This window comes from Aliirhizobium wenxiniae (assembly GCF_019511445.1).
Taxonomy (GTDB): Bacteria; Pseudomonadota; Alphaproteobacteria; order Rhizobiales; family Rhizobiaceae; genus Neorhizobium; species Neorhizobium wenxiniae_A.
Genome location: NZ_JAEUAN010000007.1, coordinates 188,265 through 209,185, shown reverse-complemented (window position 1 = coordinate 209,185; position 20,921 = coordinate 188,265). Strand labels below are relative to the sequence as shown.

The window sequence follows — 20,921 nt, the reverse complement described above, 5'->3', positions numbered from 1 at the left end:
ATTGAAGTCTTGAACATTCCGGCTCCTCGCTAAGGGGCCTTGGAACGTCGTTTTGTCACGTCCGCATATAGGAACCGAAGCGTGCAAACCAGAGGGACGGGCATAAAATCCGAATATTTGAGGCGTCGCGCGCGCATCCGACGCGGGAAACTGTTGAAACTCAAGCCGCCAAAAGTTATATCCGGGACTTGAGAAGTATCGCGAGTTGCAGGAGCTCCAGGATAGAATGGCAGAAGCCATGCCCGAAATCGAAGTGAAGTTGCGCCATTATGGCTTGCGGCCGACACGCCAGCGTGTTGCGCTGGGCGATCTTCTTTTTGCCAAGGGTGACCGCCACCTGACGGTCGAGGAGCTGCACGAGGAAGCGATCATTGCCGGCGTGCCGGTCTCGCTCGCCACCGTCTACAATACGCTTCATCAGTTTACCGAAGCCGGCCTGATCCGCGTTCTCGCCGTCGAAGGCGCCAAGACCTATTTCGACACCAACACCTCGGATCATCATCACTTCTTCGTCGAAGGCCGCAATGAAGTCCTGGACGTTCCTGTCGGCAATCTGGAGATCGGCAATCTGCCGGAACCTCCCGAAGGCATGGAAATCGCCCATGTCGACGTCGTCATCCGCCTGCGCGAAAAACGCTCCTAACGCTTTTTCTTTCGTTTACTCGCTTTCAGAGCTTCTTCGGGAGGCCGGCCCGGCCGCGACATGTAGCGCGGCAGGGTCCAGCCGTAATGAATTGCGCCGCCGCGCAGGGCAAATGAGATGATCACGCCGAAGCCGGCGCTGACGATCAGCGGCTGTCCCATCATATGGGCGGCGGTAAAGGCTGCAGCGCCCGCCAATGCCGAGGTGATGTAGATCTCCGGCCGCAGCAGAACCGAAGGTTCGCTTGCCAACACATCGCGCAATACGCCCCCGAGTGTGGCGGTCATCACGCCCGTGACGATCGCGATCGTTGGCGAACCTGTTGCAGCCATGCCCTTGGCGGCACCGAGCACGCAATAGGCGGCAAGACCGATCGCATCGAGCCACAAAAGCAGCTTGTAGCGGGATTCCACGTAATAGGCGGTGAAATAGACGAAGGCACCGGTCACGACGCAGATCAGGATATAGGTCGGATCCATGACCCAGAAGACCGGGCGGCCGAGAATGAGGTCGCGAACCGTGCCGCCGCCCGATCCGGTCACGGCTGCGAAGAACAGGAAGCCGATCAGGTCGAGCTCCTTGCGCGAGGCGGCCAGCGCGCCGGTTGCGGCAAACACCGCAACGCCCGCATAATCGAGTATCATGAGCAGGGACATGTGGTTCTCCAGCGTCGCGCAAGTGCCTGAGGCTAAGGGGTGAGGATATAGTCCGCGCCGTATCTACACGTCATCCGTGCCACGGCATCATGAACAGATCAATTTTTCCGTGGTGAAGCCGTGAAAAAGCATTTTGTCGCGATAATCCAAGCCATTGCCCTTCTGGTGATGATGCCCGTCATGGCATCGGCCCAGCAGCAACTGCTGCAAGATCCGGAAATGTTCGAAAAGGGCTTCTTCAGGAAAAGCTGCAAGACCGTCGATTTCGGGCCGAATTTCGTCAAGCGCTTCGATATCAACAACGACAATATCACCGATGTCGTCATCGATCACAGCGACCTGACCTGTGACGGCGTTCGCGGACCAAGATGCAACCAGGATGGCTGCCCGCAGAATTTCTACGTTCAGGCGAAGGAAGGCGGTTACATCATGATCGCCACAGCGCAGGTCTACGGCTACGATTTCGTCCAGTATTTCGGCAACATGGTCTTCATGTTCCAGATGCATCCGCGCTTCTGCGAACGAACCGATGCGGTGCCGTGCGAAATGCGCGTCCGCGTTCGCGGAACGAAATTCGTGACCATCTCGAAGAAATAGCTATTTCGGGAAGAATGAGCCGATCCGGCCCGTCAGATAATAGGCGGCAAGGCTCATCCACTCTCGCACGGCGGTCGTGGTGATCTGGGCGTTGAGCGCCGGCTGGGTAAAATCCAGGCCAGGCTTCACCACGCCGCTGGTGCGATAATCGACCGGCCAGGGCGTGACGGTGATACCGGCCTTGGCGAACAGGCCGACCGAGCGCGGCATGTGAAACGCCGAGGTGATCAGCAGGCAGTTTTCCAGCCCTTGCGCCTTCAGAAGTTCGGCCGTGTTGAGGCTGTTCTCGTAGGTCGTGCGCGAGGTGTTTTCCTTGATCAGCCGGTCGGAGGAGATGCCGAAGGCCGAAAAGAAACGCTCCGCCGTCTGCGCCTCGCCCTCGAAAGTGCCGCTGATCGACCCGTCACCGCCCGAAACCAGGATGCGCGCTTGGCTGTAGTTACGGGCAAGCCGCAAGGCTTCGACAAAGCGGTCGGCCGACTGGTTGAGCTCCATGCCACCCCGCGCCGTATTGATCTCGTTGTCGAAGGCACCGCCGAGGATGATCATGCACGAGACGTCGGCAGGATCGGCTGCCGGTCTTTCAAACCGGGCTTCGAGAACCTGCAAAGCCACCGTGCCCGTCGTCGTGAACAGCGTGACGAACAGCGTCAGCGCCGCAAGACATGCCGAAAGGCCGGAAAGCCGTCGCCAGCCGACGAAGGCGAGCACTGCCGCAAGCGTGGCAAGCAGGAAGGCGATGGAGAGCGGCTGGGCGAAAACCCAGAACAACTTGGAGAGAAGAAACATGGACGCTCGCGAATTCGATTCGCGGGCAGTTTACAGCGCGTCGCGGCGGCGGTGAACGATCGGCTGCTGGAAATGCAGGTGGAGCGGACGCGGCAGCGCACGGGTGGCCAGCGCGACGATGATCGTCAGCATGGCGACGACGGACAGTGCATCCTTGCCCATGGAATGGGTGATGAAGGCTCCCGTCACGGCACCTGCCGCCATGCCGGTCCATGGCACGGTCTGGATCAGCCAGCCGCGCGGATTGCGATCACCGATCATCCATCGCCCGATGCCGCGGCCGAAGCGAGAGAGCGCCCCGGTAATATAGGTGAGCCCGATCGGCAGGCCTTCGATCTGTTCGACAGTCGCGTTGATAAGCCCCATCGACAGCACAACCAGATAGAATTGCACCCGCAGATAATCCGCCGGCAGCACGGAGGCGCCTGCAAGCAGGATTGCCACGGTCGATAGCACGACGAAGGCGCGCCGCGCCGAGACACGGTGAGCAAGCACGATGCCGAGTGCATTGCCGAGAATGAACACCCATATCGCGCCGAACAGGGTCAGCGCATGGCTATAATCACCATCGGCGACGGATATCGCTGCACGTGTCGTGTTGCCGCTCATGAAGGAGACGAAATCGCCGGAAAGAATGAGGCCGATCGCATCCGTCATGCCGGCAATGAAGGAGACCGCGGCGACAAGCGCCAAACCGGTTGTGGTCCGCCGTTTGCGGATGATGTGTCGACGTCTCTGGCGTGTCATTGGACGAGCGTGGTTGGGGTGTATTCCCGTGCAATCTGCCGCAAAACCGCTTCACGGCATTGATCCATGACAATAGCGGCAGAAAGGGCCGCAGTCCTGTCCAAACTAACTGTCAGAGAGCCAGTTCCGAATGCCGCGTGCGGCCGCGCGCCCGGTCGCAAAGCATGCGGTCAGAAGATATCCGCCGGTCGGCGCTTCCCAGTCGATCATTTCTCCGGCCGCGAACAATCCGGGACGGGATTTCAGCATGTAGCGCTCGTCGATATCGCTCCACGCGATGCCGCCGGAAGATGAAATTGCCTCGGCAATCGGGCGAGGGCGCAGAACCGGGATCGGTAGTGCTTTGATCAACTCGGCGAGTTGCTCCGGCATCAGGCGATTGGCATCCGCGGATAGTTCGCGCAGCAATGCGGCCTTGACGCCATCGAGCCCCGCTCCCTTGCGCAGCCGGTTGGAAAAGCTTGCCTTGGCATCCTGCCTTGCGAGATCGCGGGCGAGGCGATCCTGCGTGCGGCCCGGCATCAGATCGACGTTAAGCGCGGCCTTCCCGTCACGTAAAAGACGGTCGCGCAGCGCGGCGGAATGGGCGTAGACGAGACTCCCCTCGATCCCATGTTTCGAGATGACGAATTCGCCCGGATATGTTCCGGCATCGGATGTTGTCGTGACGGATTTCAGCGGGGCACCGGCAAAGCGTTCGACGAAGATCCCGCTCCAGTCGACATCGAAACCGCAATTGGCCGGCTGCAGGTCGTGAACCTTTATGCCCTGATCCTTCAGCCATGGCACCCACGCAGCGTCAGAGCCAAGCCGTGGCCAGCTTGCGCCGCCGAGCGCAAGAAGTGCTGCGTCGGGCTGGATGGTGATTTCACCATCGGGCGTCGTGAAGCGGTAGCCATTACCGTCAAAGCCCGTCCAGCGATGCCGGGTCTTGAGCGTGACCCCCTGCGCTTCCAGTCGCTTCAGCCATGCGCGCAGCAGCGGAGAGGCTTTCATCACCGTCGGGAAAACCCGGCCGGATGTGCCGATGAATGTTTCGGTGCCGAGTTCCGCCGCCCATCGGCGCACATCATCCGGTGTAAACGCATCGAGCGCCGGGCGCAGGTGAGGGGTGGCTTGACCGAAACGCTCGGCAAAACGGGCGAAATCCTCCGAATGGGTGATGTTCAGCCCCGACTTGCCGGCCAGCAGGAATTTGCGCGCGAAAGTCGGCATTGCATCATAGACGGTGACGGAGAGGCCGGCTGCGGAAAGCACCTCCGCTGCCATCAGTCCTGCCGGCCCGCCGCCGATGATTGCTACCTGTTTCGTCATGGTCTCCGGTTACGGCAGTTCGTGCCGCTTTTAAAGAGGCCTCACGCCATCACGTCAGCAGCGCTTCCGTCAGCGGGTGATGCGGATCGGCAAGCCCGTCGAGAATGTTGAAATGGTGCCGGTCCGGCTCCTCGACGCAATCCGTCTCTGTCCCCAGCCCCTTCCAGATATTGGCGAGAAGCGCGTTCTGGCGCAGAAACTCCGAGCGCTCTGCGCCGCCGACCCAGCAGGTGAGACGGGTACGGGGCAGCGGTTCGAGCAGAGCGGGGCTTTCGAGATAGGCTTCCTCGATATCGATCTGCTGCATCCTGTTCATCTGTGTGCCGATCAGCGGCCGCAGGTCATGGACGCCCGAGATCGATACGACATTGACGATCCGCTTGCGGATATCTTCCGGCAGCGGCGAGGACGCGCTGACCATGCGGGTGACGAGATGCCCGCCGGCGGAATGCCCGGTGAGCCTGATCGGGCCGGAGACGATTTCCGCAGCGGCCTCGATGGCCTTGCCGATCTCCTTGGTGATGCCCGAAATCCGGTTTTCGGGCGCCAGCGTGTAGCTCGGCATCGCCACGGCATAGCCGGTTTCCACCGCGCCATGGGCCAGATGCGAGAAATAGCTGTTGTCGAGCCGGAGCCAGAAGCCGCCATGGACGAAGACGACAAGGCCGATCGGATCGCCGGCCGGCAGGAACAGGTCGAAACGGTTTCGCGGCTTGTCGCCGTAGCTCAGGGAAAGCTTCGCCTGTCCGGTCTCGGCCATCCGCTCGCGATAGGTCTTCGCCGGTTCCGCCCATGCATCCGGCCAGCGATCGCCCTGCGGAATGTTGATACCGTTGGCATAGGCGTCGTCCCAGTCGGTGATCTTGTGGCGCATGCGGCTCTCCTGACCTGCTTCTTTCTCTCAAGACATACCGCATCGACGGCCTCTGACCAGCCCTTTCATCGGAAAGAATGACGCGAAAACAGGCGCTTCCGAAAAATATTACAAACTTAAAATTTCTCTCTTGCCAGTGTCGGAACTCGGTGCAATTCTGAACAAAAGGCAAAAAGCCACATCGATAAGAATAATGGGAACGTGATTATGCTGGGACCGTCAGGCCATCAGGATACCTATGCCCGCGATAACCTTCCGCCCTTCGAAGAATGGCCGGAAATAAGGCTCGATGGCTTCGAATACCCCGAATGGATGAATGCCGGCGTCGAGCTGACCGACCGTATGGTCGAGCGCGGTTTCGGCGACCATACGGCGCTGATCGGCAACGGCCGACAGCGCACCTACAAGGAACTGACCGACTGGACGAACCGCATCGCCCGGGCTTTGACCGAGGATTACGGGGTCAGGCCGGGTAACCGCATTTTGATCCGCTCGGCCAACAATCCGGCCATGGTCGCCTGCTGGCTGGCCGCGACCAAGGCCGGTGCCGTCGTCGTCAACACGATGCCGATGCTGCGCGCAGGCGAACTCGCAAAAATCATCGACAAGGCTGAAGTGACGCTGGCGCTATGCGACACGCGACTGATGGACGAACTGGTTGCCGCCGCCAAGGAAAGCGATTTCCTGACCCAGGTCATCGGTTTCGACGGCACCGCCAATCACGATGCCGAACTGGATCGTGCGGCGCTTAACAAGCCGGTGAAGTTCGAGGCGGTGAAAACCGGTCGCGACGACGTGGCGCTGCTCGGCTTTACCTCCGGCTCGACCGGCGTGCCCAAGGCGACGATGCATTTCCATCGCGATATCCTGATCATCGCCGATGCCTATGCGCGTGAAGTCTTGAACGTTCGTCCGGACGATATTTTCGTCGGCTCGCCGCCGCTTGCCTTCACCTTCGGGCTTGGCGGCCTGGCCGTTTTCCCACTGCGTTTTGGCGCGAGTGCTGCGCTTCTCGAAAATGCCTCCCCGCCGAAGCTGATCGAAATCATCGAGACGCATAAGGCGACCATCTGTTTCACCGCGCCGACTGCCTATCGCGCCATGCTTTCGGCAATGGATGGCGGTGCGGATTTGTCTTCGCTCCGGATCGCGGTCTCTGCCGGCGAAACGCTGCCCGGACCGGTTTTCGACGAGTGGATGCGAAAGACCGGAACGCCGATCCTCGACGGTATCGGCGGCACCGAAATGCTGCATATCTTCATCTCCAACCGGCTGAACGACTTTCGGGCATCCAGCACCGGCAAGCCGCTGATGGGCTATCAGGCGATGGTGGTGGATGACGAGTTGAACGAAGTGCCGCGCGGCACGCCCGGTCATCTCGTTGTTCGCGGCCCGATCGGCTGCCGTTATCTCGCCGACGACCGGCAGAAAAACTTTGTCCGCGGCGGCTGGAATGTCACCGGCGACACGTTCGTGGAGGATGCGGACGGCTATTTCCACTTCGCCGCTCGCTCCGACGACATGATTGTTTCCGGCGGCTACAACATTGCCGGCCCGGAAGTGGAAGCGGCGCTGTTGAAGCATGAGGCGGTGCAGGAATGCGCGGTGATCGGCGTGCCGGACGAGGATCGCGGCATGATCGTCGAGGCGCATGTGGTTCTTGTGCCCGGTTCAGACCCTTGCGACGCCATGGCGAAGCTTCTGCAGGAACATGTGAAGGCGGTGATCGCGCCCTACAAATATCCGCGCTCGGTCATCTTCACCGACACGCTGCCGAAGACCGAATCCGGCAAGATCCAGCGTTTTCGACTGAAGCAGGCGCTTTCGGCGTAAATTGCGCTGCCACCGGCGAAATCACCGTGCCGGAGGTGGACGTTTTTTTGGGAATGTGGAAGGTAACGGTTCCGTCGTGACGACAGGCAAAGATGCAGGTCACGCGGGACAGGGGAACGACAAAAAAGGGGAGTACCGCAATGAAGAAAATGCTGGCAGCCGCCACGATGGCGCTCAGCCTCGGTGCATCGGGTCTGGCAATGGCCGAGCCGCTCAAGATCGGCATGATCACCACGCTTTCGGGCGGCGGTGCAGGCCTCGGCGTCGATACCCGCGACGGCTTCATGCTGGCGATCAAGGAAGCAGGCAACAAGGACATCACCGTCGTCACCGAAGACGACGCGCAGAAGCCGGAACTTGCCGTGCAGATCGCCGACAAGATGATCCAGAGCGATCAGGTGGACGTGCTGACCGGCATCGTCTGGTCGAACCTGCTGATGGCGGTCGTTCCGGGCGCGGTGGCGCAGGGCAAGTTCTACGTGTCCACCAATGCAGCGCCTGCAGCGCTCGCCGGCCAGGGCTGCAACAAGCTCTATTTCAACGCCGCCTACCAGAATGACAATCTTCATGAAGCAATGGGCGAATACGCCAACAAGACCTACAAGAAGATGTTCATCCTCGCGCCGAACTATCCGGCCGGCAAGGATTCGCTGACCGGCTTCAAGCGTTACTACAAGGGCGAGCTTGCCGGCGAAGTCTATACCAAGGTCGGCCAGACGGATTACGCCGCCGAAATCGCCCAGATGCGCGCATCCGGTGCCGATGGCATCTTCGTCTTCCTGCCCGGCGGTATGGGTATCGCCTTCATGAAGCAATTCGCCCAGTCGGGCGTAAAGATCCCGGTCATGGGCCCGGGCTTCTCCTTCAGCCAGGACGTTCTGCCGGCCATAGGTGATGCGGCGCTCGGCGCCAAGGCCTCCGGCCAGTGGGCGCCCGATTTCGACACCGATGTCAGCAAGAAGTTCACGGCCGATTTCCAGAAGGAATATAACCGCCTTCCGTCGATCTACGCCGTTCAGGCCTATGATGCGGCACAGCTGATCCTGTCGGCTGCGGCCAAGGCCAGCGTCAAGGATGCCGATGCATTCCGCAACGAACTGTTGAAGGCCGACATCAAGTCGCCGCGCGGAAACTTCAAGTTCAACACCAACCAGCATCCGATCCAGGACATCTACCTGACGGAAGTGGTGAAGAAGGACGGCGTTCTGACTAACAAGACGGTCGAAAAGATCTTCACCGATCACGGTGATGCCTATGCCAAAGACTGCAAGATCTAAGGATCTGTTGTGACACTTGCACTTGCTCTCGAGCAGTTGCTGAACGGCATCCAGCTCGGCGTCATGTTGTTTCTCATGGCAGCCGGGCTGACGCTGATTTTTGGCGTCATGGGCCTCATCAACCTTGCTCACGGTTCGCTCTACATGGTCGGCGCTTTCGCCTGCGCCGCTGTCGCTGCCTGGACCGGTTCGTTCTGGCTCGGCCTGATCGCCAGCCTTGCCTGTGCGGCCGCTGCCGGCGCCATCGTCGAGCTTGCCGTCATCCGCAGGCTTTATGACCGCGATCATCTCGATCAGGTTCTGGCCACCTTTGCGCTGATCCTGATCTTTTCCGAAGGCACCCGCTGGCTCTTCGGTGATTTCCCGCTCTATCTCGATATTCCGGCCCTGCTGCAGGGCGTCGTCACCCTGCCGGGAGACGCGACTTATCCGGTTTACCGCCTGGCGATCATCGCTGTCGGCGCGCTGATCGCGCTCGGCCTCTATCTGCTGATCGGCAAGACCCGTCTCGGCATGCGCATCCGCGCCGGGGAAAGCGATCGTGAGATGATCGGCGCGCTCGGTGTCGACATCCGCACGCTCTACACGCTGGTTTTCGCGCTGGGTTCGGCGCTCGCGGGTCTTGCCGGCGCACTTGTCGGCGCGCTGCAATCGGTGCAGGTCGGCATGGGCGAACCGGTGCTGATTTTAGCCTTCGTCGTCATCGTCATCGGCGGCATCGGCTCGATCAAGGGAGCGCTCTATGGCGCGCTATTGGTCGGCGTGACGGATACGCTCGGGCGTTTTCTTCTGCCGCAGCTTCTGGCGCTATTCGTCGATCCGTCCCAGGCGGGCATGATCGGCGGGGCCATGGCCTCGATGCTGATCTATGTCGTCATGGCCGTCATTCTGGCCGTCAAGCCGCGCGGGCTTTTCCCGCCGGCGCATGCGTGAGGGCAAGACATGCTGACACGCGAAAATACCGTCAATCTTGTGCTTGCCCTTCTGCTGCTGGCCGCTCCGCTGGCGGCCAATGCGCTCGGCCAGCCTTTCTATGTCACGCTCGCCACTCGCATCGCCATTCTGGCGCTGGCGGCACTTGGCCTCAATCTGGCACTCGGTCTCGGCGGCCTCGTCTCTTTCGGCCACGCGGCCTTCTTCGGCATCGGCGGTTATGCGGCGGGCATCCTGTCCAGCCATGCGCTATCTTATGAACCGATGATATTCGGTCTGCCCGGCACGGTGCAGATGCCGGTCATCTGGATTGTCGCGGTGATCGCTGCCGGTCTCGTGGCACTGGCGATCGGGGCGATCAGCCTTCGCACCTCGGGCGTCTACTTCATCATGATCACGCTCGCCTTTGCCCAGATGGTCTATTATTTCGCCATCTCCTGGCCGGCCTATGGCGGCGAGGACGGGCTGTCGATCCTGGTGCGCAACCAGTTTCCTGGGCTCAATACGATGAAGCCGCTGAGCTTCTTCCTTGTCTGTTATGTCGTGCTCTTGGCCGGTATCGGGCTTTTCGCCCTCATCCGCGCCTCGCGTTTCGGTGCGGCGCTGCAGGCGGCAAGGCAGAACGAGACACGCGTCGCGACCGTCGGCATCCATCCCTATCGCATCCGGCTGACCGGCTTCGTCATCTCGGCGATGATCACCGCTCTTGCCGGTGCGCTCTATGCCGATCTCAACCGCTTCGTCAGCCCGTCCATGCTCTCCTGGCACATGTCGGGCGAACTGATTGTGCTGATCATTCTCGGCGGTACCGGACGGCTGTTCGGGCCTTTGGCGGGGGCAGCGCTTTATGTTGCCTTCGAGTTTGCGCTCGGCGGACTGACGGAACGCTGGCAGTTCTTCCTCGGCCTCATCCTTCTCGGCGTCGTGCTGTTTGCCCGCGGTGGATTGCTTGGTCTTCTGGCTGGAAAGGCGAAACATGGTTGAGCCGGTTCTCCAGATAGACAATCTCGTCAAGGCATTCGGCGCCTTGCGCGCGACGGACGGTGTTTCGCTCGACCTCCGACCGGGCGAAATCCACGCGCTGATCGGCCCGAATGGGGCCGGCAAATCGACGCTGATCCACCAGATCTGCGGTACGGTGAGGCAGGACAGCGGCACGATCCGGTTTGCCGGCGAAGATATCGGCGCGCTGAGCACGGCTGAGCGGGCGCAGAAAGGCCTCGGTCGGACCTTTCAGGTCTCGTCGCTGGCGCCGGAATTTTCGGCGCTGAGAAACGTCATGCTGGCTGTGCAGGCAAAGCAGGGTTCGAGCTTCGGTTTCTTCAAACCGGTGATGCAGGATAGTTCACTGGTCGACCCGGCAATGGCGATCCTTGAACGGGTGGGGCTTGCCGACCGCGCACGCTTGCCGGCAGCCGAGCTTTCCCATGGTGAACGCCGCCAGCTGGAAATCGCCATGGCGCTTGCGCTGCAATCCAAGGCCTTTCTGCTGGATGAGCCGATGGCCGGCATGGGGCCGGAAGGATCGAAGAAGCTGACCGGGTTTCTCGATGCGCTGCGCCGCGAGGCGCCGATCCTGCTGGTCGAACACGATATGGACGCGGTCTTTGCACTCGCCGACCGGATTTCGGTTCTCGTCTACGGCAAGGTGATTGCCACGGGCACGGTGGACGAAATCCGCAGCAATCCGACGGTGCGCACCGCCTATCTGGGGGATCACGCCTGATGCTTTTGGATGTTCAGGACATCACCACCTATTACGGCGCAAGCCAGGCGCTTTTTGGCGTCGAGTTCCGCGTGGATGAAGGCGAGGTCGTGGCACTGATGGGCCGCAACGGCATGGGTAAGTCAACGACGATCAAGTCGATCTGCAATCTGATGCCGCCGAAGACCGGTCGTATCTTTTTCGGCGGCAAGGGCACCGAGCGGCTGGCGCCCTATAAGGTGGCGCGGCTCGGCGTCGGCCTTGTGCCGGAAGGGCGGCGCTGCTTTCCCAATCTTTCCGTCCATGAAAACCTCGTGGCGGCCGCGAGACCGGGCGAGTGGACGCTCGAAAAGGTCAATGCGCTTTTCCCGCGGCTGGAAGAACGGCACGCGCAGATGTCGAAATCGCTCTCGGGCGGCGAGCAGCAGATGCTGGCGATCGGCCGTGCACTGATGACCAATCCGCGCCTGCTGATACTCGATGAGGCGACGGAAGGTCTCGCCCCGGTCATCCGGCAGGATATCTGGCGGGCGATCCGGCAGCTGAAGTCGGAGGGGCTCTCCATTCTCGTGGTGGACAAGACGCTTTCCGAGCTTTTGCCGGTTGCGGACCGTTGCGTCATCCTCGAAAACGGGCGAAGCGTCTGGCAGGGATCAAGCGGCGACGTGTCCGCCGAGGTCCAGGATCGCTATCTCGGAGTATGACAATGGAAGCGGCAAGCGCGGATCTCGAGCTTATCGTTCACGATGCCCACGGCAACAACAAGCCGGAGACGCGGCTGTGGCTGCGCATGCTCTCGACCACTAAGCTGATCACCAACGAAATCCGCCGCCGCCTGCGTGCCGAATTCGGCGCGACGCTGCCGCAGTTCGACCTTCTGGCGCAGCTCTATCGCGAGCGTGAAGGCCTGCGGCTCGGCGAGCTGTCGAAGCGCACCATGGTGACCAACGGCAATGTCACGGGTCTGGTCGAGCGGCTGGAGGCGGATGGGTATGTGGAGCGTGTCACGCCCCATGCCGATCGCCGTGTTACCGTCGCAAGGCTGACGCCATCGGGTATCGAGTTTTTCACCGGCATGGCCGCAGCGCATGAACGCTGGCTGAAAGACATCATGGCGGATGTCGATCCTGACATGGTCGCTTCGCTCTGGAGCGAGATCGGCGCGGTCAAGGCATCCGCCAGCAATCACCTTTCCGGCAGCGGCGACGAATAGGGGCTTTTCATCGGCCCCGAAAACACTCTAGGTGTTTCAAAAACATTGTTCCCGGAGCCGCAATGAAAGACGACCTGCAGGCGATCGTTGAAGACATCCATTCGAGCCTGCAGAAGCGGCTCGGCGAAGGCAAGGTGGCCGATTATATCCCCCAGCTTGCCCATGTCGACCCGAAGAAATTCGGCATCGCGGTCGTCACCGTCGATGGCAAGGTGCATAGCGCGGGCGATTGCAACGAGGCCTTCTCGATCCAGAGCGTGTCGAAGGTTTTTACGCTGACGCTGGCGCTCGGCAAGCATGGCGAGACGACCTGGAACCGCGTCGGCCGCGAACCGTCGGGCTCCGCCTTCAATTCCATCGTCCAACTGGAGCAGGAGGAAGGCAAGCCACGCAACCCCTTCATCAATGCCGGTGCGATTGCCGTCAGCGATCTCGTGCTTGCCGGCCACACGCCGCGCGAAGCGATCGGCGAGATCCTGCGATTTGTCCGCTATCTGGCGGATGACGAGGAGATCGCGATCGATCCGGCAGTGGCGAAGTCGGAAGAGGCGACCGGCTACCGCAATTTTGCGCTCGCCAATTTCATGCGCTCCTTCGGCAAGCTCACCCATCCGGTGGAACATGTGCTCGGCGTCTATTTCCACCATTGCGCCATCGCCATGACCTGCACCCAGCTTGCGCGCGCCGGACTGTTTCTGGCGGCAAATGGCAGGAACCCGATGACCGGCCATACGGTCGTCTCACGGCAAAGGGCGCGGCGCATCAATGCGCTGATGCTGACCTGCGGCCATTATGACGGCTCGGGCGAATTCGCCTATCGCGTCGGCCTGCCGGGCAAGAGCGGCGTCGGTGGCGGCATCATGGCGGTCGCACCGGGCCGCGCCTCGATCGCCGTCTGGTCGCCGGGGCTCAATCACAACGGCAATTCGCTGATTGGGTCTCTGGCGCTGGAAATGCTGGCCGATCGGACAGGGTGGTCGGTGTTCGGGCATTGAAAGGCGCGAGGTCGTCATCCTCGGGCCTGTCCCGAGGATCTGCTGACCTATCGATTTGAGAAACGTGGTTAGATCCTTGGCACAAGGCCAAGGATGACGGCGTTCTATAAACATAAAAAAGCCCGGCACCTCATTCTCGAAGTGCCGGGCTTTTCCGTCCTGGGAGGACTCGATCAGTCTTCGCTGGCGGCCATCTGGGTGAGCACGTCGCCACGGCCGCGCATGCGCAGCACCAGCGGCAGGATCAGCGCGGTTGCAGCAAGCAGCAGCAGCACGGCGGCGATCGGCGAGGTGAACAGCACGGTGAAATCACCCTGGCTGATCGACAGCGCACGGCGCAGTTGCTGTTCCGCCAGCGGGCCGAGGATCAGGCCGACGATGACGGGCGCGATCGGGTAATCGAAGACGCGCATGACGTAAGCGATCAGGCCGAAGAGCAGAAGCATGCCGAGTTCGAACACCGAAGGGTTGGCGCCGATCGTGCCGAGCGTCGCAAACACCAGAATGCCGGCGTAAAGCCACGGCTTCGGGATCGTCAGCAGGCGAACCCAGAGGCCGACCAGCGGCAGGTTCAGGACCAGCAGCATCAGGTTGGCGATCAGAAGCGAGGCGATCAGGCCCCAGACGAGCTGCGGATTGGTCGCAAACAGAAGCGGGCCGGGCTGCAGGCCGTATTGCTGGAAACCGGCCAGCATGATCGCAGCCGTTGCAGACGTCGGCAGGCCGAGCGTCAGAAGCGGCACGAGCGTGCCGGCGGCAGAGGCGTTGTTTGCGGCTTCCGGTCCGGCGACGCCTTCGATGGCGCCATTGCCGAATTCTTCCGGATGCTTGGAGAGCTTCTTTTCCGTAGCATAGGAGAGGAACGTGCCGATTTCAGCACCACCGGCCGGCATGGCGCCGATCGGGAAGCCGATCACGGTGCCGCGCAGCCAGGCTTTCCATGAGCGTGCCCAATCCTTCGCCGTCATCCAGACCGAACCCTTGATCGCTTCCACCTTGTCGGGTGCCTGCGCGCCCTGAGCGGCAATGAACAGGGTCTCGCCGATCGCGAACATCGCAACCGCCATGGTCGTGACTTCGATCCCGTCAAGCAGGTCCGGCACGCCGAAGGACAGGCGGTTCTGGCCGGTCAGCTGGTCGATGCCGACGAGCGACAGCGCCAGGCCGATGAACAGCGAGGTCAGCCCGCGCAGCGTCGAATTGCCGAAGGCGGACGACACGGTGACGAAGGCGAGCACCATCAGCGCGAAATATTCGCGTGGGCCGAAGACCAGTGCCAGCTTGACGATGTAAGGGGCGATGAAGGCGAGCGCCAGCGTCGCGATCAGGCCGGCAACGAAGGAGCCGATCGCGGCTGTTGCGAGCGCCGGTCCGCCGCGGCCTGCACGGGCCATCTTGTTACCCTCGAGCGCGGTAACGATCGAGGCGCTTTCGCCGGGCGTGTTCAGAAGGATCGAGGTCGTCGAGCCGCCATACATGCCGCCGTAATAGATGCCGGCGAACATGATCAGTGAGCCGGTGGCGTCGAGCTGGTAGGTGACCGGCAGAAGCAGCGCCACGGTGGTGGCAGGCCCGATGCCCGGCAAGACGCCGACCATGGTGCCGAGCGTGACGCCGATCAGCGCATAGAGCAGGTTCATCGGCTCTGCGGCGGATGCCAGGCCCTGGAGGAGGAATTCGAATGTGCTCATGGGATGTCTCTCCGGCTCCGGTTACTGGAGGAGCAGGTTTTCAAGCGGGCCGGCGGGAAGCGAGAGCTGCAATACGCCCGCAAACAGCCACCAGATGGCAAGACAGATGACGATGCCGACCGGAATGCTGATATGCAGCTTGCGCGCACCAAAACCGCGGGCAGCAAGACCGAACAGCAGGCCGGTGGCGATGGAGAAACCGGCAAAGCGGATCAGGATCATCTGGGCAAGAAGACCACCGACGACCCAAAGAACCGGGCTGACTTCCTGGCGTTCACGCTCGGGAAAATCGTGGCGGAAAGCGGCAAAGACCGTCCAGACGGCAAGGCCGATCAATCCGAAGCCGATCCAGTAGGGAACCGAAGCCGGGCCGATGGGCGAATAGCCGGTCGTGGCTGTCAGGCGCGATACGTCGACAAAGATGACGGCGGCAACGATGGCGAGAACCGCTGCGATGACAAGCGCCGCCCAGTCAGGGCGGCGCTCGCTCGAGCTCTTGGGAGCTTCTGAACTCATTTAACCAGTCCGATTTCTTTCAGGATCGTCTCGGTGGAGGCGATATCCTTGGCAAGCTGTTCGTCGAAGGCAGCGCCCGACAGATAGGTGTCCATCCAGCCCTTGGTCTTCAGGTTTTCCTGCCAGCCTTCCGACTTGGCGAGCTTCTCGATGTCGGTGGCGATTGCCTTCTTCTGCTCTTCGGTAATGCCCGGAGCCGCGGCAACCATGCGCCAGTTCTGCAGCACGACGTCGAGACCCGATTCCTTCAGCGTCGGAGCGTCGATGCCCTCGATCTTTTCAGCGGAAGATATGCCGAGAAGGCGCAGCGAACCGGCCTTGATCTGGCTTTCGAATTCGCCGTAGGACGAGATGCCGGCCGTCACCTGGCTTCCGAGGATTGCGGCCAGTGCCTCGCCGCCGCCGGAAAATGCGATGTAGTTGATCTTGGTCGGATCGACGCCGGCCGCCTTTGCGATCAGGCCTGCGCCGATATGGTCGGTACCGCCGGCCGAACCGCCGCCCCAGGAAACCGAACCCGGATCAGCCTTCAGCTTGGCGACGAGATCCGCCATCGTCTTGATGTCGGACGAGGCCGGAACGACGATGACTTCGTATTCGCCGGTGAGCCGCGCGATCGGGGTGACGTCCTTCAGCGTGACGGGCGACTTGTTGGTGAGGATCGCGCCGACCATGACGTAACCGCCGACCATGAGCGCATTCGGGTTGCCCTTCTGCTGGCTGGCGAACTGGGCAATCCCGATCGTGCCGCCGGCGCCCGGAACGTTCATGACCTGAACGCGGTTGGAGATCTTTTCCTTCTGCAGCACGGTCTGCATCGTGCGCGCGGTCTGGTCCCAGCCGCCGCCCGGTGCTGCCGGTGCCATGATCGAATAATCGGCGGCAGCCGCCGGAAGGGCGATTGCACCCGCGAGGAAGGAAGCGAGCAAGAAATGTTTCAAGGGTATGTCCTCCGTTGACGTCCCGCGGGACGGATTGTTTTTCGCAACGGAAGGATGATGACGCGCAGGCGCTTTTCGCCTGTCTTCCCCTCCCGTTATCGCCGGCCCCACCTCCATGGGGTCCGAATGCCTTAAGCGATCACAGGAACCTGACATTTACCTGACATCGCTTGACGACAGTCATTCTTGCAGGAAACGAAGTAAAGGCGACAGCTTTTTCAAGTCCTATTGATGTCGCAGTTCTTCATTCCATTTCGAGATCAGCCGCGCCCGTTTGACCTGATCGAGATAGACCATCAACCCGAGGCTGACGGGCACCGGTTTCAACTGCCCGCCAAGCATTTCCCGCATGGTCGTTGCCGTATTGTTGCCGGCGACTTCCGGGCTGACGGCGGGAATCTGCAACTCGCGCGCCATGATCGTCTGGCCTTCTTTCGACATGAAGAATTCCAGATAGCGTTTGCCGAGATCGGCATTGGCCGCCGCCTGCGGCACCAGCCCGATACGCGACATCACGACGGTATAATCCTTCGGCAGCACGATACCGACATTCGGATCGCGCGAAGCCCAGTCGGCGGCATAGGAGCCGACGATATTGTAGCCGAGCAAGAATCGGCCATCGGCAACACGTTCGAGGATCGCGCCGCTGGTGGAATAGAGCTTTACGCCGGCCGCTCCCATGGCGCGGACCACAGACCAGATATCGCCGAACTGTTCCTGGTCACGCGACATGAACAGGAAGCCGACGCCGGAGCGCTCTATGTCGTAGGTGCCGATCCGGCCGTGCACCGAATCACCATGTTTCTGCAGGAATTCGATGAATTCGGCCCGGCTGGCGGGTGGCGCTTCGTTTTTGAAGCTCGGCTTGTGATAAACGAAGACGGCCGGTTCGAAGGTGAGCGCATAGACGGTATTGCGCCAGTTCGCCCATTGCGGCCAGCGCCCGCTCATCGGCAGATCGCTCGCCTGCGCATAACCGTCATTGGCAAGTTTCACCTGCAGGTCCATCGCTGAAGAGAAGGCAAAGTCGGCGGTCTTTTTCCCCGCATCGGTCTCGTGCACGATCCGGTCGTAGATCTCGCCTGTCAGCATGTCCTCATAGGCGACGGCCACATCCGGATTGGCTGCCTGAAAACCTGCGATCATCGGCTTTGCCAGCGCCTCGTCCAGCGACGAATAGACGGTCAGCACCGCCGCATCCTGTTTTCCGGAGAGAGCCGGAAACATCAGCACATTGGCAGCACTCGTTCCCGCCAGAAAGGCAGGACAGAGCCCGATGAGACAGAGACAGAGGAATGAAAGGCGCGTCATGCATGGACAATGCCTGAGGCCGGAGCCTGCGGCAAGCTGCCACGGCGTGTCCGCCAGGCCACAAGCGCAACGCATTGTTGGAGCGTCCTTGTCCGGCCGCTGCGACTGCCTACCTGGTGCCGGTAATTCTCTCTGCCCCCAACGAGGTTCCCAATGTCTCTCTCGCTCTATGACGTCTCCGTACCGGCTTTCCTGCGCGGCTTTGCCAATCTCACCGAAATCCTCAAGAAGGGCGAAGCCTTTGCCGACGAGAAGGGGATCGCGCACAAGGACCTGCTCGAAGCCCGGCTGATCGAGGATATGCTGCCGCTGACCGGCCAGATCCAGCGTGCGAGCGACAGCGCCAAATTCGTGCCGGTTCGTGTCGGCGGTGTCGAGAATGTGCCTTTCACCGATGACGAAGTGAGCTTTGCCGATCTTCATGCCCGTATCGCAAAGACAGTTGCGTTCCTCAACGACGTCGTGCCGGTCTCGATGGCCGAGCGCGAGGATATCGAGGTCGTGCTGAAGAACCGCTCCGGCGAAATCACCTTCAGCGGCAAGAGCTATGTGCTCGGTTTTGCACTGCCGAACTTCTATTTCCACGTTACCACCGCTTACGCGATCCTGCGCCACAAGGGCGTGCCGGTCGGCAAGATGGATTATCTCGGCCGTCCCTGATTATCGGCGTGCCGACCTCGTGACATCTCTCCGCTTCACCGGATATAGTCGGCGATGAAGCGGGGGGATTTCGTGCGTATATTGCTGGTCGAGGATAATCTGGCTCTGGCCGAAGGGCTGCAGGCCATTCTTCGCAGTAGCGGTTATGTGGTCGATTTCGTCGTCGATGGCACTTCTGCCGAGGCCGCTGCTGCGGCACAGGCCTATGATCTCGTCATCCTTGACCTGAACCTGCCGGAAATGGACGGTCTCGACGTGCTGCGCGCCATGCGCGCGCGCCAGAACCGTGCGGCGGTAATGATTCTCACCGCACGCGGCCTGCCGGAAGAGCGCGTCCGCGGTCTCGATCTCGGTGCCGACGACTATATGATCAAGCCTTTCGACGTGCCGGAATTCGAGGCGCGTATTCGTGTGCTGTTGCGTCGGCAGGCGGGGCTGCGCACATCCGCGGTGACTCACGGTGGCGTCACCTTCGACCTGATTTCGCGGACATTCTCCTGCAATGGCACGCCGCTCGATATCCCCGCGCGTGAAATCGCGCTTCTGGAACTGCTTTTCCTGCGCATGGGCAAGGTCGTCTCCAAGGAGGCGATCGTTGCGTCATTGACGGGCTTCGATGATGACCTTTCCGCCAATGCGATCGAGCAATATGTGAGCCGGCTCAGAAAGCGCCTCGTGCAGCACGGACTGACGGTGAAGACCGCGCGCGGCATCGGCTATTATCTCGAAGCCGCGAGTGTCGCATCATGACGGTGGCGCAGCCCAGCGCCTATTCGCTGCGCCGCCGGCTGCTTGCATGGCTGCTGGTATCGACGGCCGTGATCGGTGCCATCGCCATGGTCGATACCTGGGACGAGGCTGTCGATACCGCGAATGAGGTGTCTGACCGTGTGCTGGCGGGTTCGGCGCTCGCGATTGCCGAGCGGGTGATCGTCTCGGAAGACGGCTCGCTGGAAGTCGATATTCCCTATGTCGCGCTGGAAATGCTGACATCGGCAGCACAGGACCGTGTGTTCTACCGGGTCGACGGACCGCCCGGCACCTTCGTCACCGGCTACCAGAACCTGCCATCTATTGCCCGCAGGGAAGGGCAGGCGGCAGCCTTTGCCGATGCGAGTTTTCGCGGGGAGCCGATCCGGGTGGCTGCTTTGGCCCGTTCTGCATCGACGGGCATTAACTCGGTGCCGTTCACCGTCACCGTTGCCGAAACCACAATCGCGCGCCAGCAGCTCACCCAGGCGATCCTGTTGCGGTCGGCCTTGCGTATCCTGTTCATGATCCTGGGCGCTGCGGCGATCGTCTGGGTGGCCGTCACGCTGTCGCTTCGGCCGCTCTACCGATTCAGCGAAGCGCTTGCCGAACGCAGCCCCGATGATCTGCATCCGATCATCGAGCGTGTTCCGAACGAGGTTCAGGGCCTTGTCGATACGGTCAATTCCTTCATGGTGCGGCTCGAAGGTGCACTCGATGCGCTCCGCCATTTCACCGGCAATGCCGGGCATCAGTTGCGCACTCCGCTCGCCATCGTCCGCACCCAGCTGACGCTTGCAAGGCGGTCCGGCAACCTCGGCGAGGTTCAGCAGGCGGCGGAAAAGGCCGATGAAGCGGTTGGCGATGCCGAGCGCATCCTTGCCCAGCTTCTGCTCATGGCACGCATCGATGCCGCCAGCCGTTCAACGGCAATGCGCGACGTCGATCTTGTCGATCTTGCCCGGACTGTGACCGCCGAGCATGTGCCACGAGCGGCCGAGGCGGGGATAGACCTGGGCTTCGAGGGAGAGGGCGAGGTGATGGTCGTCGCCGAACCGATCCTGATCGGCGAACTGGTGAAGAACCTCGTTTCGAACGCGCTGCTTTATGCAGGGGCAGGTGCCGAAGTCACGGTGCGCGTTAGGAGCGATCAGCGCAGGGCAGTTCTTGAGGTCGAGGATAATGGTCCTGGCATCCCGCCCGAGCGCCGCGACGCCGTGCTGAAACGCTTCGAGCGCGGTGAGACAAGTGCTCACGGGCAGGGGCGGCCTGGCACCGGGTTAGGGCTTCCGATCGTCGATGAAATTGCGCGCTTGCATGGCGCAAGCCTTACTCTCGGAGATGGCGCTGGAGGCAAGGGCCTGAAGGTGCGCGTTGCTTTTTCGGTGATGGCGTAGGTGGCATCTACCCCTCATCCGCCTGCCGGCACCTTCTCCCCGTAATGACGGAGAGAAGGTTAGGGTGAGGGGCTAACGC

22 protein-coding genes are annotated in these 20,921 nt (G+C 61.4%); 13 read left to right on the top strand and 9 right to left on the bottom strand.

The genetic code is table 11. From position 1 onward, the window contains the following. Positions 1–226: 226 nt before the first annotated feature. Positions 227–643 carry an iron response transcriptional regulator IrrA gene (gene irrA, locus JNB91_RS11420; RefSeq protein WP_112506937.1) on the top strand — a complete coding sequence of 139 codons (417 nt, stop codon included), beginning with the start codon at positions 227–229 and terminating at the stop codon, positions 641–643. On the opposite strand, the gene JNB91_RS11415 is transcribed toward irrA, so the two are convergent. Next, entirely contained in the window at positions 640–1,299 is a 660-nt protein-coding gene (locus JNB91_RS11415; protein ID WP_220325622.1) for a trimeric intracellular cation channel family protein, read from the bottom strand. The two genes, irrA and JNB91_RS11415, sit on opposite strands and share 4 nt — an antisense overlap. Before the next feature lie 168 nt (positions 1,300–1,467). On the opposite strand from JNB91_RS11415, the gene JNB91_RS11410 reads away from it, so the two are divergent. Then, the gene (locus JNB91_RS11410) at positions 1,468–1,896 is read left to right on the top strand and encodes a hypothetical protein (RefSeq protein ID WP_206825103.1); all 429 of its coding nucleotides are present in this window, start codon (positions 1,468–1,470) and stop codon (positions 1,894–1,896) included. Here JNB91_RS11410 and JNB91_RS11405 read toward each other — a convergent pair whose 3' ends face one another. From JNB91_RS11405 to JNB91_RS11390, 4 genes are all read right to left on the bottom strand, one after another. Then, positions 1,897–2,685 carry a YdcF family protein gene (locus tag JNB91_RS11405; protein ID WP_220325621.1) on the bottom strand — a complete coding sequence of 263 codons (789 nt, stop codon included), beginning with the start codon at positions 2,683–2,685 and terminating at the stop codon, positions 1,897–1,899. It abuts the gene before it with no gap. A gap of 30 nt (positions 2,686–2,715) precedes the next feature. Next, positions 2,716–3,432: a YoaK family protein gene (locus JNB91_RS11400; protein WP_220325620.1), complete on the bottom strand. Its 717-nt coding sequence runs from the start codon at positions 3,430–3,432 to the stop codon at positions 2,716–2,718. Between the two features lie 105 nt (positions 3,433–3,537). Then, positions 3,538–4,746, bottom strand: coding sequence for a TIGR03862 family flavoprotein (locus JNB91_RS11395; RefSeq protein WP_220325619.1), 1,209 nt, complete (start codon positions 4,744–4,746; stop codon positions 3,538–3,540). Between the two features lie 49 nt (positions 4,747–4,795). Next, complete coding sequence (locus tag JNB91_RS11390) at positions 4,796–5,620, bottom strand: alpha/beta hydrolase (RefSeq protein WP_220325618.1); 825 nt, start codon at positions 5,618–5,620, stop codon at positions 4,796–4,798. A 207-nt stretch (positions 5,621–5,827) separates the two neighbouring features. Between JNB91_RS11390 and JNB91_RS11385 the strand changes: the two genes are divergently transcribed. The 8 genes from JNB91_RS11385 to JNB91_RS11350 all read left to right on the top strand — a co-directional run bounded on the left by JNB91_RS11385 (position 5,828) and on the right by JNB91_RS11350 (position 13,576). Further along, entirely contained in the window at positions 5,828–7,453 is a 1,626-nt protein-coding gene (locus tag JNB91_RS11385; RefSeq protein WP_220325617.1) for an AMP-binding protein, read from the top strand. Positions 7,454–7,593: 140 nt separating this feature from the next. Further along, entirely contained in the window at positions 7,594–8,730 is a 1,137-nt protein-coding gene (locus JNB91_RS11380; RefSeq protein ID WP_220325616.1) for an ABC transporter substrate-binding protein, read from the top strand. Positions 8,731–8,739: 9 nt separating this feature from the next. Beyond that, positions 8,740–9,663, top strand: coding sequence for a branched-chain amino acid ABC transporter permease (locus JNB91_RS11375; RefSeq protein WP_220325615.1), 924 nt, complete (start codon positions 8,740–8,742; stop codon positions 9,661–9,663). Positions 9,664–9,672: 9 nt separating this feature from the next. After that, positions 9,673–10,647, top strand: a complete 975-nt coding sequence (locus JNB91_RS11370; protein ID WP_220325614.1) for a branched-chain amino acid ABC transporter permease — start codon at positions 9,673–9,675, stop codon at positions 10,645–10,647. Further along, positions 10,640–11,389: an ABC transporter ATP-binding protein gene (locus JNB91_RS11365; RefSeq protein WP_220325613.1), complete on the top strand. Its 750-nt coding sequence runs from the start codon at positions 10,640–10,642 to the stop codon at positions 11,387–11,389. The genes JNB91_RS11370 and JNB91_RS11365 overlap by 8 nt, the downstream gene beginning before the upstream one ends. Then, positions 11,386–12,072 (top strand): ABC transporter ATP-binding protein, encoded by a 687-nt coding sequence (locus JNB91_RS11360; RefSeq protein WP_220325676.1) that lies wholly within the window; start codon positions 11,386–11,388, stop codon positions 12,070–12,072. The genes JNB91_RS11365 and JNB91_RS11360 overlap by 4 nt, the downstream gene beginning before the upstream one ends. Further along, entirely contained in the window at positions 12,069–12,581 is a 513-nt protein-coding gene (locus JNB91_RS11355) for a MarR family winged helix-turn-helix transcriptional regulator (RefSeq protein WP_220325612.1), read from the top strand. The genes JNB91_RS11360 and JNB91_RS11355 overlap by 4 nt, the downstream gene beginning before the upstream one ends. A gap of 62 nt (positions 12,582–12,643) precedes the next feature. Further along, positions 12,644–13,576: a glutaminase gene (locus tag JNB91_RS11350; protein ID WP_220325611.1), complete on the top strand. Its 933-nt coding sequence runs from the start codon at positions 12,644–12,646 to the stop codon at positions 13,574–13,576. Between the two features lie 173 nt (positions 13,577–13,749). Here the strand turns inward: JNB91_RS11350 and JNB91_RS11345 are convergent, their stop codons facing one another. The 4 genes from JNB91_RS11345 to JNB91_RS11330 form a co-directional block, all read right to left on the bottom strand. Further along, positions 13,750–15,267 (bottom strand): tripartite tricarboxylate transporter permease, encoded by a 1,518-nt coding sequence (locus JNB91_RS11345; protein ID WP_220325610.1) that lies wholly within the window; start codon positions 15,265–15,267, stop codon positions 13,750–13,752. 21 nt (positions 15,268–15,288) lie between these two features. Beyond that, the gene (locus JNB91_RS11340; RefSeq protein ID WP_220325609.1) at positions 15,289–15,783 is read right to left on the bottom strand and encodes a tripartite tricarboxylate transporter TctB family protein; all 495 of its coding nucleotides are present in this window, start codon (positions 15,781–15,783) and stop codon (positions 15,289–15,291) included. Continuing rightward, positions 15,780–16,724: a Bug family tripartite tricarboxylate transporter substrate binding protein gene (locus tag JNB91_RS11335; protein ID WP_220325608.1), complete on the bottom strand. Its 945-nt coding sequence runs from the start codon at positions 16,722–16,724 to the stop codon at positions 15,780–15,782. Before JNB91_RS11335 ends, JNB91_RS11340 begins: the two co-directional genes overlap by 4 nt. A gap of 225 nt (positions 16,725–16,949) precedes the next feature. Beyond that, entirely contained in the window at positions 16,950–18,035 is a 1,086-nt protein-coding gene (locus JNB91_RS11330; protein ID WP_220325607.1) for an ABC transporter substrate-binding protein, read from the bottom strand. 153 nt (positions 18,036–18,188) lie between these two features. Here JNB91_RS11330 and JNB91_RS11325 point away from each other — a divergent pair, with 153 nt between their 5' ends. The 3 genes from JNB91_RS11325 to JNB91_RS11315 all read left to right on the top strand — a co-directional run bounded on the left by JNB91_RS11325 (position 18,189) and on the right by JNB91_RS11315 (position 20,842). Then, entirely contained in the window at positions 18,189–18,695 is a 507-nt protein-coding gene (locus JNB91_RS11325; protein ID WP_220325606.1) for a DUF1993 domain-containing protein, read from the top strand. A 72-nt stretch (positions 18,696–18,767) separates the two neighbouring features. Then, positions 18,768–19,445: a response regulator gene (locus JNB91_RS11320; protein WP_220325605.1), complete on the top strand. Its 678-nt coding sequence runs from the start codon at positions 18,768–18,770 to the stop codon at positions 19,443–19,445. Beyond that, a complete protein-coding gene (locus JNB91_RS11315; protein ID WP_220325604.1) occupies positions 19,442–20,842 on the top strand; it encodes a sensor histidine kinase in 1,401 nt (466 codons plus the stop codon). The genes JNB91_RS11320 and JNB91_RS11315 overlap by 4 nt, the downstream gene beginning before the upstream one ends. The last annotated feature ends 79 nt before the right edge of the window (positions 20,843–20,921 follow it).